Source organism: Virgibacillus proomii (assembly GCF_018916875.1).
Lineage (GTDB): Bacteria > Bacillota > Bacilli > Bacillales > Amphibacillaceae > Virgibacillus > Virgibacillus proomii_B.
The window spans coordinates 1-15,535 of the sequence record NZ_JAHLNO010000010.1 but is presented as its reverse complement, the minus strand read 5'-3'; the positions used below and the strand labels follow the sequence as shown (position 1 = coordinate 15,535).

Here is a 15,535-nt window from a genome sequence, read left to right as displayed (position 1 = left end):
GATCTTTGAAGTGGGAGTCTTACGGCACCTTACATGCGGGATAAAGTGAAACTTCATTTCTTGGAATGCTTTTCCCAAGAAATGTTAGTTGAACGAATCGGGCATTTAGGTGCCGTTTTCTACCACTTAGCCCCTTTTGTATCAACTCAGGTTTTCAAGTGAGAGTCTTACGGTACCTTACATGCGGGATAAAGTGAAACTTCATTTCTTGGAATGCTTTTCCCAAGAAATGTTAGTTAAACGAATCGGGCATTTAGGTGCCGTTTTCTACCACTTAGACCCTTTTGTATCAACTCAGGTTTTCAAGTGAGAGTCTTACGGCACCTTACATGCGGGATAAACACCCCTCTCTCCTATAGAGAATGGCTTCAAACTTGAAATAATGCTAGGACTAGTACTAGTTCCTTTAGGTAAAATAGGGTTATCAATTAAAATAAGAAATGAGAGTAATTTGTTTGACAAATAACAGGCTGCTTAGGGTAACATAGAATTATGGCATAGTGTATGTTAAGAAAGTAAAGCTTCATTTAGTATAAACTTTACCAGACTTTTTGCACATGTTCTATTAATGATAATTTGGTCAGTGTTTTAGCTCTAGTAAATCCTTACCCCATATTAATACGTAAAACCTAAAAGTTTTACGACGTAGAATCAACTTCTATTTTAAACCTATTAATTTTCATACTATGTAGAAAGGAGGTCAAATAAATGATTGTTCATATGACGAATGGAACGGCAGATTTTTTGAAAAAATTAGCTGATAAATATCCAAATAAACAGATTTGGCTAATGCATTCCGATACAAATTCTCTTGCTTATTATGAAGATAACGAAAAAAGTATTTTTGTATCTGGTCGCGACTATGACATTCTTCTAAAAAGTGGAGAAATACAAGAAGAAGGTTATGTTGTTATGAATAACATTCCCGTAACCGAAGAAGGACAACCTGTCTTTGAAGATCAATTTCGAAAGCGCAAACATGATGTCGAGAACATGCCAGGATTTCAAGCTTTTCGTTTGTTAAAACCGAAAAAAGGAAATACCTATATTGTCTTTACCCAATGGCAAAGTGTCAAAGACTTTGAGAACTGGAAGAATTCTGATCAATTCAAGCAGTCTCATAAAAATCAATCCGCCAAACCACCTGATTATTTCGCAGAACGCCCATTTTTAACAACCTATCAGATGTTTGTCGAAGAGGAGTAAATATAGCTTTGCTAACATGCCATTTAGCTAGTAATTGTTTTTCTTTTTACTCTATAGAAAGTTGTTTACAGCTTCTGCACCGTACAGAAGCTGTTATGTTTTAAAATCGACAATTTGATAATAAAGTTGATACATATCCTGTTTTGTAAATATTTTCGGAACCGGATATAATGGGTTTGCTTCCTGCAAAGCCCTCTCAATCATCTTAGGAATAGCTTCTTGCTCGATTTCGCCCAACTTCTCTGGAATATTCATTACTCGACTCATCCGTTTTATCTCTTTAATAAACCATAGCGCTTTTTCCTTGTTACTGTCTGTTTGATGAACTGGATTAACCACATCTGCAAGTTCAGCTAACGTATCATAAACAGCTTCATCATAATGTTCCAGTACATATGGTAAAATAATAGCATTTGCCAGTCCATGAGGTACATGATAAAATCCGCCAAATGTATGAGCAATAGCGTGAACATAGCCGACATATGCACGGGTAAAAGCCATCCCAGCTAAATAGGCGGCATGCTGCATATTTTCTCTGGCTTTCATATTTTTTCCATCTAAATAGCTTTGTTCTAAATTTTCAAAAATCAATTTGACCGCTTGCTTACTCCAAGCCTTTGTTTCCTTCGTATTGCTTTTTCCAATAAATGCTTCAATTGCATGGGTTAATGCATCCATACCTGTTGTTGCAGTCATAAAGGGGGGAAGAATTGCGATTAATTTTGGATCATGCAAAGCGTAGTTAGGAATAAGTACTGGATCATTGATGGCATACTTTTCAGAAGTGTTAGGGTCACTAACAACTGCTGCCAGTGTTGCTTCACTTCCTGAACCGGAAGTAGTTGGAATCGCATATAATGGTGGTGTTTCCACCCGAACCTTTAACTGCCCCTTCATCTTGGAAATTGGTTTATCTGGACAAGCATACCTGGCTCCAACCACCTTTGCGCAATCAATGACTGAACCTCCTCCTAAAGCAATAATTGCCTCACATTGCTGTTGCTGAAACATAGTAAGCGCTCCCTCTATGTTTTCAATGGTAGGATTTGGAACTGTTTCATCATATAGGACGTAATTAATACTTGCTGATTGTAAATAAGTACATAATTTATCCAGTAGCTCTGTTGCACGTATCCCTTTATCTGTAACAATTAAAATTCGCTTTTGAGCTTTTTGCAGCAACACATCCGGAAGCTGTTGCAAACTATTTTCCCCCGTAATCAATACGGGGGTACGCCACTTTACAAACTTACTTCCAATTTTCATGATGTGCTGGTAAACCCGACAATATAATGTATAAAACAATAAATTCCCTCCCTCTTTTGTTTCTTGTATCGTAATGTATCTTCCACTGACAACGCCATGTTGCTACGTACTTCTTAGTCCTTTGATTACGCACCGACACGCTAATAAATTTGCTATGTCTTAGCATAGATGAAAAAACGCTATAACCTAAAGTACTTGTTTATATCTTTCATTTTCCATAGTATAAAAGCCAACTAATAAGTAGCTGGCTTTTAACTCTTTCACCTAATATATTATTTATGTTCTTTACTATTTATTTACATACTTGTCAAAGAAAGCTTGAAAGTTTTCTTTTCCTTGATCTCCTTCGATTCTTGACACTTCTTTTCCTTTATCAAAATGAACGAGTGTCGGTGTGGACTCAATTCCATAGACATCCCATTGATCTTTAAATTCTAGAAGATTCATCTTTTTCAGATCAATATCATTATCCTCTGCCAGCGGAACAAGATATGGAGTAGTCGACTGACAATGTGTACATGTAGGGCTATAAAAATAAACAGTCACCGGCTCACCGCTCTCCACTTTTTCTTTCAATTCATCTGGCATCATTTGATTTTTATAATTTGGATCATCCAATTGATCAATCGTGGCTTGTTCAAGCTGTTTATCTCCATACGGATTTTCATTTTTCTCTACTACTTGATTATTTTTGTATTGCACAACAAAATATAAGCCAGCGAATAATACGAGGATCACACCAGCAAAAATAAGTAGCTTTTTCTTCATCTCTTTTTCTCCTTTCACCGAAGCACTTTCTAGTTATTTATGATTTTGAGTTAAAGCGAATTAATATCAAATGTAAGACAAAAATAATAATAAATGCTGTTCCAGCTAAAAAAGGGATCGTAATGAAACCTAAAAAGTTGATATATGTCGCATTACAAGGTACTAATCCGCATGCTTTGCCTGCTTCTTGTAAAACAGGAAGTTTTTGAACTAAATAATGATAGGTGGAAACAAACATACCTATTCCGCTTAAAATAAGACCGGGTAAAGCAATCGAAATATCTTTTTTATAGGCAGCTACCCCATAAATAACTACTAACGGATACATAAGAATCCGCTGAACCCAGCAAAGCTCACAAGGCGGATATCCCATGACTTCAGAAAAAAACAAACTCCCTAACATCGCAATAAAAGCTTGACCCCAGATAAGCAGCAATATATTTTCTGCTTTTTTTGATAATGTTGCCATAGAATATTCCTTTCTTTTTAAAGATGTCACGTAAAGAAGTAATGTGTTCATTACGTAATTCTCACGTATAGAACGACATAGACCTTATTTTGCTTTCCTTGTTTTATTAAGATAGATAATTTAATGAATATGATAATATAAAGTGAAACTTCATTCAGTAGGAGTTTTCTTCCATCTCCTACTGAATGTTAGTACCTTAATGGTATGACCTAAAGGCCCTTGAACGAATCGGGCATTTAAGCGCCGTTTTCTCCCACTTAGACCCTTTTGTATCAACTCAGGTCTTGAAGTGGGGGTCTTACGGAACCTTACATGGCGGGATAAAATTCATTATTAGTTAAAGAAACGAATCAAAAGCCTGGAAAAATACCGCATCGAATCTTCAAAACTAGTTGTTTCCCCTAAAAAGCTTATGTATCTTTAACTATTCACACTTCCTTACTGAAAGTTAGCTTGATTTTTTAACAGCGAACTTCCAGTCAAATTTACAATATACTTTTTTAAAATTATTGTACTTTGTAAACCCGTTGATCTCCACTATTTTTTTCAGCTTAATCCTCATCTAGTATTATATCATTTCTCCAGTTCTTTTAATGTTTGATCCATCTGTTACGTTAAGAAAATTTACTAATAGTTGATTCTCCGATTTTTACGTTTTTAGATAACGGGCCAAAGCCATTTTCTATAATAGATGATTTCTGTGTACATAAACAGCGGCCTGTGTACGGTCATTGACTTCAAGCTTGGCTAAAATATTACTAACATGTGTTTTAACAGTCTTAACCCCAATATATAAATGATTGCTTATTTCCTGATTCGTCATGCCATTTCCAATACACAACAGGACCTCCAATTCGCGTTCTGTTAAACTATCATGTCGCTTCTTTTCCCCGTTCTGAAAATTGGACACTAATTTTCCAGCAACCTTTGGTTCAATAACGTTCACTCCTTTATACGCTTTTTTTATTGCATCTGTGATCTCAACAGCTGAGGAAGTTTTTAACATATAGCTAAAGGCACCTGCCTGTAATGCTGGGAAAACTTGCCCATCATCATAATAGCTTGTAAGAATAATTATCCGACAATCAGGCAGCTCTTGCATCACCTCTTTGGTCGCTTCAATGCCGTTTCCATTATCCATGATTAAATCCATTAACACAACATTCGGTCGTGTATTCATGATTATTTTCATACCATCTTGCCCATTTGCCGCCTCTCCAACCACTTCTATTTCTTTATCCGTTTGCAAATAAGCAATAATACCTTTTCTTACAATTTCATGATCGTCTACCACTACAACTCGAATCATTTTCTTCCCTCATTTCTAACAAGGTATGCGAATATCGATATAGGTTCCTGCAGCATCATTAGAACGAATAGCAAAGGTTCCTCCGAGCTCTTCAGTACGCTCCTTCATTGTTTTTAGTCCATAAGAGGCTTTTCTTTCTTGATGAACATCAAATCCACTTCCATTATCACTAATATGGATAAATAATTCATTCGATTTCCGTAATATATGGGTAATTACTTTCGTGGCATTAGAGTGACGTAAAATATTAGACATTGCTTCTTGGACGATTCGAAATACATGCTCCTCGATTGTTTCTGTTAAATCAAGGTTTTCTGAAATAGATAGTTGAAAATCAATCCGACACTTTTGTTGCAATTCGTTTACTAGTTTTTTAATGCCCTCAGCTAATGGCTCTCCTGAGAGATGGACTGGACGTAAATGTAATAACAGAGCACGCATTTCTGCCTGTGATTGCAGGGCAATTTTTGACACATCTAGTATTTGTGACTTAGCTAATTCTGGTGAGTGATCAAATTGCTTGACTGCTGCTTCTGATAGCATCGATAGCGCAAATAACTGCTGACTTACTGCATCATGTAAATCTCTTGCTATTCTTTGTCTTTCTTCAATAACTGCCGTTTTATAGGAAGCTTTTGCCATATCGGCCTTTTCATCGGCCATTCGTTGTAATGATTTGACTTGATTTTGCAAATTCTCTCCTAATTCGTTTAACTCACCAGCAACTCTTGTCATTTCATCTCCTTCATTGAAAAATAGTCGTGATTGGTAATTGCCATTGGCAAATTGAGTAATTTGTGTAGATAAGTAATCAAATCGATACTTTAAATTTCCCCCAGCTTTAAATCCAGCATAAACAGAGACAATAAAAGCAATCCCAAAATATAAAGCAATACTTAGAAAAATACTTTCCACTGTTAACCATGTTGGTTTAAGTAAAACGTAAATGGATAGTGTGATCGATAACAATAAAATGAAAGTAATAAACATTCCATACAAATGAGAACGTATATAGCTGTAGCGAAGACTAACAAAGCGGCGATTCATTTAGAGTTTCCCCCTACACATAAGCTATCCTGATAGACCCTGCTTTTAACTTTATGGTAAAGTCAATCTTTCGAATAGTAGAGTCATAATCTTCACTTTCATAAGTGATGGTCCGGTTAATAATTCCCTCTACTTGCTGACCGAGTACATTAATCTCACCTGCTTGTACAGTTGCATCTACGCGAAATGCGATATTTTCCGTCATTAATATCGTCACATCCCCAGCTAAACAACGGATGCTAATGGGAATCTCTTTCTCCGGCATAAATGCTTTGGAAAAGTCAAAATAAAAATCTCCAGCCATATTATATAGATGCAACGGCTCCACCTTCCAATTTGGGCTTGAATATTCATGGCTTCCTACTGAAAACATAGATGAACGGGGGTTATGCGTTTTCGGTTTATCCATATTTCCCCATGAATGCACGCCGATTATTTTGCTCTCTTTTAATAAAGTGATACCTGTATAAATAATGAGTAATGGCCATAATTTAAAAATATCTTTAAACGTAAAATGAATCATTTCAAATCGATCCAATAGTAGTAATAATCCGAAGAGAAGAAAAAGCGAACCTGCTGCCCAGCTTCCTCCTTCTTTTTTGAAGTAAGCAATGAGCCATTTTCCTCCAACAATGACAAAGAAAATAGGATAAATATATAGCCAAAGATAGTAAAAATCAAACGTAAGGAAACCTAAATTGAACAGAACGAGCAGGATCCCAATCACAATGAAAGAAACTGCAATAAACAAACGAGTAATACCTTTCAATATTTTTTCACCTCTATGAAGAACCAAGCGTACGAAGCCGCTTATTCTTTAAACTAAATAGCGCAATGATAATGATAAAGATACCACTAGTCATCATGATTTGCTGAACACTTACTCCAATAGCAATTAATAGGGAAGTGGCTATATAAGATACCGGAATTAAGCCGGTAGATACGGTTACAAGTAAGCTCATCATTCTTCCTAACATTCGTTTATCTGTCGTTTTTTGTAAAATCGTAAATACCGGTATATTAACTAGCTGTGATAAGAAAGCCATTAATAATACAAAGCCTGCACTTAACCACAAATAGTGGGACATCCCAGTTAAAAAATATAAACACCCTATCGACATTATACTATATAATAATATCATTCCAGGCTTTTTAATATTTTTTATCGATAAAAATATTGCGCCTAACATTGCACCTGCTCCCATAGACGTCTGGATAACAGCCAAACTGATAGAATTTCCGGCAAATACGTCTTTAACAATTATAGGCATACCAATTGAAAAAGGACCGGCAAAGAAAAAGTTAATGAAAAAGGCGATAAAAACAATTGACATAATCAATTGACTTTTCCGTGCATAAATAAATCCTTCCTTTAAATCCTCCCAAGCTGAATTTTTTTCGTTTTCTGTCTCTTCTGTTTTCGATAGTTGAATAAATAGTACAGTAATAGAAGCAATGAGAAGCATGATGCATCCAACAGTGAAAACCCCCATAAATCCAAGTACAGCAATTAATGTCCCACCAACTGCCGGACCTAAAATTGGGCTTATTTGCAACGTCATTTGAATTAGTGAATTCCCTCTTTGTAGCTGATCTCCTTCTAATAATAAAGGAGTTAATGAATTAGTAACCGGGTAGCTAAACGCATCAGCTATCCCAAATAACGCAGCTAATACAATTAAATGCCAAGCAGTAACGACATCAAAATAGAGGAATAAAAGTAGTGCACCAATTAATAAAGCCCTTAACAAATCAGAGCAAAATAGAATGGTTCGTTTATTAAAACGATCTGCAACAATTCCACCAAGTGCTAATAATAATAAGCGTGGTACAGAAGCAGCGAAAAATAACATACCAAAATAAAAACGATTTTCACTCAATGTTAACATTAACCACTCTGCACCGATTAAGTATACATAATATCCAGGTGCTGAAAACAAAGAGCTTATAAATAACAATAAAAAATTTCGATTTTTAAAAATAGGCAATGCCTGATTTTCTTGGACAATGATAGTCATTCGTAAGGACTCCCTCCAATAATATAGATTAAGCTTACCTCTATCTTCCTTGAGGAGAAACGTTCCTTAGAATGTTATTCAATCAGCCTCGAGACTGAAATAACTGTTTCTTTCTCAACTGCTTATAAAGATATATCAAACCATTTAAACATAAAAATCCGATAAAAAATCCGGCGATAACGTCTGTTAAATAATGAACATTAATAATATATCTGCTCATACCAATCAAGAAAATAAGTAAGGAAAAGAAAGTTACAATCCATCGTTTCTTCTTCGTAGTGTTAACTTTCTGACTAAGAAAGTAGGCTGTTAAGCCATAGCAAACTATTGAAATCATTGCATGTCCAGATGGAAAACTATGTCCTTCTGCATTAGCAGCTGCTAAAATACTAGGGCGCTCACGTTCCACTAGCTGCTTAATTGCAACATTGAAATAATGTGTAAACAGCGTACCAAAGCTAATAACCAGTGCTGGCAAAATATTGCGGTATAGCCACCAGATTACAAAAGACATCATAATTACAAAAGGAGTCGTAAAAGTAGATGAACCTAGCTCTGTAATCCAACGAAAGATGGTATAAACCATTGTATTTTCCAGTTGCTCGACAGGACTACGTGTCCACTTGTCAATATAAGGAATTCTATTATGAAACAATTGATACATCCAGATTCCAATAATAGTACTTACTAAAGCAATAAAGAACATTTTTTTATTCATAGTGATCCCTCCTATTTGTTCATCATACCCAAATTTATGTTTCAAAAAAACTAGGATAGGGAAATAATATGTATACTAGTTATTTTATGAAAGGATGGATAACATATGGAAAAAAAACTACAAGAATTAATTGATGGACTAAATGAAGACCTTGCTAATGAATACGGAGCAGCGATTCAATATACGTACAGCGCTTCTGTCGTTAGCGGTTTATATCGTTCCGCACTTAAGCCATTCTTTGAAGCCGAAATCAGTGATGAATTAGGACATGCACTTTACTTATCGGAAAAAATCAAGTCACTAGGTGGAACACCTACTACTAAAGCAGCTGAAGTACCACAACCTACAGAAATAAAAGATTTATTAAAAGCTACACTGCAAGCAGAAACAGATACAATTAAACGTTATGAACAACGTAAAAAACAGGCAGAGGCACTAGGCTACACTGAGCTTGTTGTAAAGCTAGAAGATCTTATTGCAGATGAAACACATCATAAAGAAGAAATTGAACGTCTCTTAAATGATCCTCGTTTAGCATAAGATAAATAAAAGTGCAATCAAATTGTTAATTAAGTGCTATGGTCTCTTGCCTGTGCACCTTTTCTTAGCGGAAACAGGATTTGAAGAATAACTTATATCACGTTAGAAAAATATAAGAGGCTGGGACATAAGCAAATACTAAATAGCAAAAACCGAACAATTCATTTATAATTGTTCGGTTTGTTTGTGTTAAAAAAATTCCTATCATCGCTACGTCAAACTATTTCGCTTTCCGCGGGCACGGCCTCAGCTTCCTCGGAAAGCAAAGATCGCTTTCCTGCGGGATCTTCAGCTCGAGCTATTCCCGCAGGAGTCTACATATTTTGACTACGCTAAAAACTTGCATATACACAAGGGCGATTTATTGTTCGTTTTTTAATCAGCTGTTTTAGTTATGTCCCAGCCTCTTTTTTCGTTCGTTTATCCCGCATGTAAGGTGCCGTAAGACTCTCACTTCAAAACCTGAGTTGATACAAAAGGGGCTAAGTGGGAGATAACGGCACCTAAATGCCCGATTCGTTCAACTAACATTTCTTGGGAAAAGCATTCCAAGAAATGAAGTTTCACTTTATATTTAAGCTAATTTCTGTTTTACATACCCTTGTATAAATAAAACAGCAAACAATGAGCCACCGATGAAAGCAGCAATTGCTCCTAAATACTCACCAATTATTAAAAATACAATGGAGAATAATCCAGTTTGCAATAAACTTAATTGTAATAGTAACTTTAACAGTGACTGCTGGCGAATCTTCTGAACGATCGGGTACAGATCAATCCACATAATCGTCCGATGATGCTGGTATAGTGCCATCATTTGGAAGCTGTTTAAATAAATAAACAAAATCGCAAATACAACTTTCAACCAGATTGGTGGAATAAAATAGATGATTATTCCGCCTATCACTAACAACCGTACATACATTCCCAAATAATCACCACTGCGAATAAATGTAATACGGTATAAATAGTCGTATGTATGTTTTTTAAAAAAAGGAACACGATTTGCCATTTGAACAAGCAAATATCGCTTCTTCACACGGCTTTTCAAATGTGGAACATCTGTAAACATATTTGCTAGGCGGTAAAAGGCTTGCATTCGATTACGATCTTTTTCTACTAATATGTCCCAAAGGATCCCAGTTCGCCTATTAGCTATTTGAAAATCATACAAAAATATGATTACAAATAATATCGTGGTAATACCAGCTAATACCATATCTGAAGCAATAATAAAGGAAAAGACAGCTATATTTAATCCTATTCTTACAATTAAATCCAAACGTCTTAACGCAGGTTCTCTTACTCGAAGCATCCACCAATTGGCAATTAAATTAGCTAGTTTAAACAATAGCAATAGAGCAATGGTGACCAAATATGTGCTGCCTTCACGCTCCGAAAAGACCGTCGTATATAATGGACCAAGCGCAGCTGCTGCAAGTAATACAAGATATAACTGAATCATATAGCTATAGAATAATGCATTACGGAAATAAGCTTTCATCTTATGCTCTGCCGGAATAAGAAAAACAAGATCAGGTTCTTTTAATAACGTTCGAACAGGGCTGTAACTTGCGATCAGACCAAATACAATTCCAATAACCCAAGCAGCAGGAAAATTTTCCGGGATTTGCAATAGCCATTTTTGATAATAAAACGCAATGGCAGAGATAAAAAAAAGCATTGCAACCGCTATATGACCATTAAAAATATAGCGTAAATAACGACTAGTTTCCTTTAGATGTGCTGCAAAACGTTGTTTAAAGAAAGCATGCGAATCAAACATGACTATCTTCTTCCTTTGTTAGTTGTACATATAAATCATCTAACGTTGCATCTGGCATTTTAAAACTATCTTGTAATGCTTGTAAAGTTCCGTTAGCACGAATTTTGCCGTCGTGTAAAATAATAAACCGATCACAATACCGCTCAGCTGTAGCTAGAATATGAGTCGACATGAGCACGCCAGATCCTTTCTGTCTCATCTCTTCCATCAGCTGGAGATAGGACTGAATCCCAAGCGGATCTAAACCTACAAATGGCTCGTCCACTATATATAATGGCGGTTCAATTATAAACGCACACATGATCATAACCTTTTGCCGCATCCCCTTTGAAAAATGAACAGGAAACCAGTTTAGCTTTTTTTCCATTCGAAACTCTTTTAATAGCGGAGGCAATCTTTTTTCAAAAACATCCTCTGGTATATCATAAGCCATTGCTGTTAAGCGGAGATGTTCGTAAAGGGTTAATTCATCATAAAGAATCGGCATTTCAGGAATATAAGCCATTTGGCTGCGATACTTTTCCGGATTTTCTTGAAATGTTTTTCCATTTACCATAACTTTTCCTTTTTTAGCTTGCATGAGACCAATGACATGTTTAATTGTAGTACTTTTACCGGCTCCGTTTAAGCCGATTAATCCAACAATTTCTCCTGGTTGAACAGCAAAAGAAATGCCGTGTAATACATTTTTATGAGTATATCCTCCATAAAGATCATCTATATGTAACAATGCTTCCACATCCGATCCTCCTCTTCATATTGTTTATATTTTATCATTTGTCCAAAAGAAAACCAAAACAAACTGTACGTTTTTTTTCGACAAAGATAGACGCCAAATACGATTTCATTTTATAGAGGATGTTCAAAAAGTCGGGCAAGAGACATCGATTTTTTTCATTGGTCTGTTTCTCGCGCCTCTTAACTCTATTACAGACATGACTTGGACTCGACAGGACGTGCTGGTGTAGCGTTGCAGCAAAGGCGTCTGCGACCTTTTCCGGCCTGATCCCTCTCTTCTCTTTTTAAACCAAACTTCTTAGAAATCCTCAAAAATTTCTTTAAAAACGTGTATAATTACATAACTTCTGTAAAGAATAATGTTTGAAGGCAACAGGATGCAAAACAGTTCACTTTAACCAATAAATTTTTCGTGTCATTCAAAATGAAGTAAGATTCGTTTAACTTAGGCACAAATGAGGTGTTGGTGATGAATACAAACTGCATTTTGGTAAAAAGCACAAAAATGGAAGTGTTGGTGAACGATAATCTAATGCTTTAACCTTACAACCATTTCCTTTCACGGAAACTGTCAAAGGTTATTGTAAACGATTCAATCAAGCAGTGATGCTCTATTGAACATGTTTACAATGTCCCCACGTTAGAATGGCATTCCAATAGCCTTCAGAAAGAGCTAGCTTCATATAACATGGGGCTGGCTCTTTTCACTTAACACGTTAAGAAAACAAGCGTGTTAAAAACATCTTCCTATTTATATGTAAATAGGTCTGAATGGTAATTACAAAAATCACTGAAACATTTATTAGCACAGAAAAGGAAATATGTTTTCAACCTGAATTAATTGTTAGAAATAGAGTAAAAGCAATAAGTGATGAATTTATCATCAGTGACTGATCCTTATGTTTGTTACTTTGAATTGCTATGTGTTGGTTAGCTTTCGTTGTCGTTAAAAAATCTCGATGCGTTGCTGTCGAAGTTTTTTCTTATTTTTGAAAAAGGAAAAAACACTTTTCTGCATGCGAGCCTTAATCAGGAAGTCTTTCTTATCCTTTGCAACGAATTTCTAGATCGACAACTTTAAAAAACAAAATCGTTTTTCCTGTCCTATACCCTAAACGAATCGGGCATTTAGGTGCCGTTTTATCCCACTTAGACCCTTTTGTATCAACTTAGGTCTTGAAGTGGGAGTCTTACGGAACCTTACATGCGGGATAAAGTGAAACTTCATTCCGTAGAACGCTTTTTACACGGAATGTTAGTTGAACGAATCGGGCATTTAGGTGCCGTTTATCCCACTTAAACCCTTTTGTATCAACTCAAGTTTTGAAGTGGGAGTCTTACGGAACCTTACATGCGGGATAAAGTGAAACTTCATTCCGTAGAACGCATTTTACACGGAATGTTAGTTGAACGAATCGGGCATTTAGATGCCGTTTTATCCCACTTAAACCCTTTGTATCAACTCAAGTCTTGAAGTGGGAGTCTTACGGAACCTTACATGCGGGATAAAGTGAAACTTCATTCCGTAGAACGCTTTTTACACGGAATGTTAGTTGAACGAATCGGGCATTTAGGTGCCGTTTATCCCACTTAAACCCTTTTGTATCAACTCAAGTTTTGAAGTGGGAGTCTTACGGAACCTTACATGCGGGATAAAAGATGACTAGTTCTTTTCACCTAGAAGTTTCGGCTGGGACCGGCTATAATTAGAATTAAATCTTTCATTAGCCGTAATATAAAAATTCTGATAATAATCTCAGAATCCTTTACAATCCATGCTAAATATAGATACAATAGTAACTAACTTGAAGAGAGGAATGGTGAAAGGTTATGAGTCATGAAGATTGCATTTTTTGTAAAATTATTAATCAGGAAATTCCTTCAGCAAAAGTGTATGAGGATGAACACGTATATGCTTTTTTAGATATTAGTCAAGTAACGAAAGGTCATACGTTAGTTATCCCTAAAACACATGTAAAAAACATTTATGAAACTCCGCCTGAAGTTGCTGCCTCGTTATTTGAAAGAATACCTAAAATTGCAAATGCAATTAAAGTAGCCTACGAACCGATTGGAATGAATCTACTTAATAATAACGAAAAGCCTGCAGATCAATCTGTATTTCACTTACATATCCATCTGCTTCCACGATACGGGAAAAATGACGGCTTTTCTTCCAATTGGAAAGTTCATACGGATGACTACACTGCTGAAGATTTGCAAAAAATTGCACGTACCATTAACCAAGCGATCAGCAATTAAAAGAATAAACAAAACCAGTTAAAGTTTATGTTTAAAAAAGAGTAAAAAGGGGTTAAAACAGTTTCATTTTGAATAGGGAAGTTAAATGAAATGTCGACAATTTTACCGTAGTTTTTTGAACTTTTCTTAAATGAAACTTTTTATTTAAACCTATGTTTGTTATAATGAGAATATATATCTGCAACTGACAACAAGTGTACAGTTGGGATGAATAAGCCTGAGAAAAGCTTGAGTAGAGGAGAGTATACAAATGAATATAAGAGTATTAGTTATTTTGTCGCTATTCGTAGGAATTGGGGCTGTGTTGCACGCTATTGTACCACCGGTCATATTTGGAGTTAAACCTGATATGCTGCTTTCGATGATGTTTTTGGGAATTCTTTTATTTCCTAAAGTGAAATATGTAGTAATACTTTCTATTGCTACTGGTATCATATCGGCTTTAACCACTTCAGCTCCAGGAGGACAAATAGCTAATCTTATTGATAAGCCGATTACAGCAATGCTTTTTCTAATTTTAGCTATGATCATTAAGAAAACAATGCGCCCTACTATTCGTGCCGCGGTTCTAACTACAATCGGAACATTGATTTCAGGAGCAATCTTTTTAAGTGTTGTCTTATTTTTAATCGGCATTATGGATGGCTCATTCTTAGCTATGTTTAGCATGGCTGTATTACCAGCTGCACTGCTGAACACGCTTATTATAGCTGTTGCCTTTCCTATTACACAAAGGATTTTAAAAAGAGCACCACAGCTAATTAGTACGTGATGATAAAATCCTCTGGCACAAAGTTTGTCGGAGGATTTTTTACAGTCATACAGTTGCCACGCCATCAATAATACTTGCTATAAAGGTATATGATAATAAGTAAGAAAGGAGCGAATTTAAATGGCTAATGCAAAATCTCTATTTTTGGGAATGGCAGTTGGAGGTGTCGTTAGTGCGACAGTTACTTTACTTAGCACCCCTTCTTCCGGAAAAAAATTTCGAAATCAAATGAAGGATAGAACCTTAGAATTGAAAAAAATGCTTCTAAGTTTAAAACAGGATGGGTTGCGCTTAAAACAACAAATTCAAGAAACCTCTCAAGAAGGCGTTGCATTAATTAAAGAGCTTACTCAAGATATGAAGAAATCAGTAACAGAGTGGAAAAAAACTGTCGAACCCCACCAAAAAAACATTCATCAGTATTTGGAACAAATTGAATCAAGTTTAAAGGATTTAGAAGATAAAGTTAAAAAGCAATAAGAGATGGGAAGCTTTCTCAATTGGGAAAGCTTTTTAATGAGAGTGTAAAAAGTTTTGTGTAAATGGATATACTTTCCAATAAGGAGATGATCATTTATGCAAGACTTTTTTCATGACAAAACCATTAAAGATTTGGTAAAAGAATGTCGTACTGTA

Annotated in this window: 15 protein-coding genes; 5 read left to right on the top strand and 10 right to left on the bottom strand. The window is 35.7% G+C overall.

The window, feature by feature from the left end; genetic code table 11:
* Positions 1-708: 708 nt before the first annotated feature.
* Positions 709-1,206, top strand: coding sequence for an antibiotic biosynthesis monooxygenase family protein (locus KQI21_RS04875; RefSeq protein WP_216482905.1), 498 nt, complete (start codon positions 709-711; stop codon positions 1,204-1,206).
* 93 nt (positions 1,207-1,299) lie between these two features.
* On the opposite strand, the gene KQI21_RS04870 is transcribed toward KQI21_RS04875, so the two are convergent.
* The 8 genes from KQI21_RS04870 to KQI21_RS04835 all read right to left on the bottom strand — a co-directional run bounded on the left by KQI21_RS04870 (position 1,300) and on the right by KQI21_RS04835 (position 8,801).
* On the bottom strand, positions 1,300-2,511 hold the full coding sequence (locus KQI21_RS04870; protein ID WP_309245503.1) for an iron-containing alcohol dehydrogenase: 1,212 nt from the start codon (positions 2,509-2,511) through the stop codon (positions 1,300-1,302).
* 249 nt (positions 2,512-2,760) lie between these two features.
* A complete protein-coding gene (locus KQI21_RS04865; protein ID WP_216482904.1) occupies positions 2,761-3,240 on the bottom strand; it encodes a thioredoxin family protein in 480 nt (159 codons plus the stop codon).
* 37 nt (positions 3,241-3,277) lie between these two features.
* Positions 3,278-3,709, bottom strand: coding sequence for a disulfide oxidoreductase (locus KQI21_RS04860; RefSeq protein WP_216482903.1), 432 nt, complete (start codon positions 3,707-3,709; stop codon positions 3,278-3,280).
* A gap of 682 nt (positions 3,710-4,391) precedes the next feature.
* The gene (locus tag KQI21_RS04855) at positions 4,392-5,018 is read right to left on the bottom strand and encodes a response regulator transcription factor (protein WP_216482902.1); all 627 of its coding nucleotides are present in this window, start codon (positions 5,016-5,018) and stop codon (positions 4,392-4,394) included.
* Positions 5,019-5,033: 15 nt separating this feature from the next.
* The gene (locus tag KQI21_RS04850; RefSeq protein WP_216482901.1) at positions 5,034-6,065 is read right to left on the bottom strand and encodes a sensor histidine kinase; all 1,032 of its coding nucleotides are present in this window, start codon (positions 6,063-6,065) and stop codon (positions 5,034-5,036) included.
* Positions 6,066-6,078: 13 nt separating this feature from the next.
* Positions 6,079-6,834 carry a cell wall-active antibiotics response protein LiaF gene (gene liaF, locus KQI21_RS04845; RefSeq protein ID WP_216482900.1) on the bottom strand — a complete coding sequence of 252 codons (756 nt, stop codon included), beginning with the start codon at positions 6,832-6,834 and terminating at the stop codon, positions 6,079-6,081.
* A 13-nt stretch (positions 6,835-6,847) separates the two neighbouring features.
* Entirely contained in the window at positions 6,848-8,083 is a 1,236-nt protein-coding gene (locus KQI21_RS04840) for an MFS transporter (RefSeq protein ID WP_216482899.1), read from the bottom strand.
* 82 nt (positions 8,084-8,165) lie between these two features.
* Positions 8,166-8,801, bottom strand: a complete 636-nt coding sequence (locus tag KQI21_RS04835) for a phosphatase PAP2 family protein (RefSeq protein ID WP_216482898.1) — start codon at positions 8,799-8,801, stop codon at positions 8,166-8,168.
* Positions 8,802-8,906: 105 nt separating this feature from the next.
* Here KQI21_RS04835 and KQI21_RS04830 point away from each other — a divergent pair, with 105 nt between their 5' ends.
* Positions 8,907-9,341, top strand: a complete 435-nt coding sequence (locus KQI21_RS04830) for a ferritin-like domain-containing protein (RefSeq protein ID WP_216482897.1) — start codon at positions 8,907-8,909, stop codon at positions 9,339-9,341.
* A 574-nt stretch (positions 9,342-9,915) separates the two neighbouring features.
* Here KQI21_RS04830 and KQI21_RS04825 read toward each other — a convergent pair.
* Positions 9,916-11,127 carry an ABC transporter permease gene (locus tag KQI21_RS04825; RefSeq protein WP_216482896.1) on the bottom strand — a complete coding sequence of 404 codons (1,212 nt, stop codon included), beginning with the start codon at positions 11,125-11,127 and terminating at the stop codon, positions 9,916-9,918.
* On the bottom strand, positions 11,120-11,866 hold the full coding sequence (locus tag KQI21_RS04820) for an ABC transporter ATP-binding protein (protein ID WP_216482895.1): 747 nt from the start codon (positions 11,864-11,866) through the stop codon (positions 11,120-11,122). Before KQI21_RS04820 ends, KQI21_RS04825 begins: the two co-directional genes overlap by 8 nt.
* A 1,829-nt stretch (positions 11,867-13,695) precedes the next feature.
* On the opposite strand from KQI21_RS04820, the gene KQI21_RS04815 reads away from it, so the two are divergent.
* From KQI21_RS04815 to KQI21_RS04805, 3 genes are all read left to right on the top strand, one after another.
* On the top strand, positions 13,696-14,127 hold the full coding sequence (locus KQI21_RS04815; protein WP_216482894.1) for an HIT family protein: 432 nt from the start codon (positions 13,696-13,698) through the stop codon (positions 14,125-14,127).
* A gap of 250 nt (positions 14,128-14,377) precedes the next feature.
* Positions 14,378-14,899 (top strand): tryptophan transporter, encoded by a 522-nt coding sequence (locus KQI21_RS04810; protein WP_216482893.1) that lies wholly within the window; start codon positions 14,378-14,380, stop codon positions 14,897-14,899.
* A gap of 120 nt (positions 14,900-15,019) precedes the next feature.
* The gene (locus tag KQI21_RS04805; protein WP_216482892.1) at positions 15,020-15,379 is read left to right on the top strand and encodes a YtxH domain-containing protein; all 360 of its coding nucleotides are present in this window, start codon (positions 15,020-15,022) and stop codon (positions 15,377-15,379) included.
* The last annotated feature ends 156 nt before the right edge of the window (positions 15,380-15,535 follow it).

Bases quoted from the DNA above. Each gene is read 5' to 3' on its own strand.
- KQI21_RS04875 (WP_216482905.1), top strand. From the start codon at position 709: ATGATTGTTCATATGACGAATGGAACGGCAGATTTTTTGAAAAAATTA.
- KQI21_RS04865 (WP_216482904.1), bottom strand. From the start codon at position 3,240: ATGAAGAAAAAGCTACTTATTTTTGCTGGTGTGATCCTCGTATTATTC.
- KQI21_RS04860 (WP_216482903.1), bottom strand. From the start codon at position 3,709: ATGGCAACATTATCAAAAAAAGCAGAAAATATATTGCTGCTTATCTGG.
- KQI21_RS04855 (WP_216482902.1), bottom strand. From the start codon at position 5,018: ATGATTCGAGTTGTAGTGGTAGACGATCATGAAATTGTAAGAAAAGGT.
- KQI21_RS04850 (WP_216482901.1), bottom strand. From the start codon at position 6,065: ATGAATCGCCGCTTTGTTAGTCTTCGCTACAGCTATATACGTTCTCAT.
- KQI21_RS04840 (WP_216482899.1), bottom strand. From the start codon at position 8,083: ATGACTATCATTGTCCAAGAAAATCAGGCATTGCCTATTTTTAAAAAT.
- KQI21_RS04835 (WP_216482898.1), bottom strand. From the start codon at position 8,801: ATGAATAAAAAAATGTTCTTTATTGCTTTAGTAAGTACTATTATTGGA.
- KQI21_RS04830 (WP_216482897.1), top strand. From the start codon at position 8,907: ATGGAAAAAAAACTACAAGAATTAATTGATGGACTAAATGAAGACCTT.
- KQI21_RS04825 (WP_216482896.1), bottom strand. From the start codon at position 11,127: ATGTTTGATTCGCATGCTTTCTTTAAACAACGTTTTGCAGCACATCTA.
- KQI21_RS04815 (WP_216482894.1), top strand. From the start codon at position 13,696: ATGAGTCATGAAGATTGCATTTTTTGTAAAATTATTAATCAGGAAATT.
- KQI21_RS04810 (WP_216482893.1), top strand. From the start codon at position 14,378: ATGAATATAAGAGTATTAGTTATTTTGTCGCTATTCGTAGGAATTGGG.
- KQI21_RS04805 (WP_216482892.1), top strand. From the start codon at position 15,020: ATGGCTAATGCAAAATCTCTATTTTTGGGAATGGCAGTTGGAGGTGTC.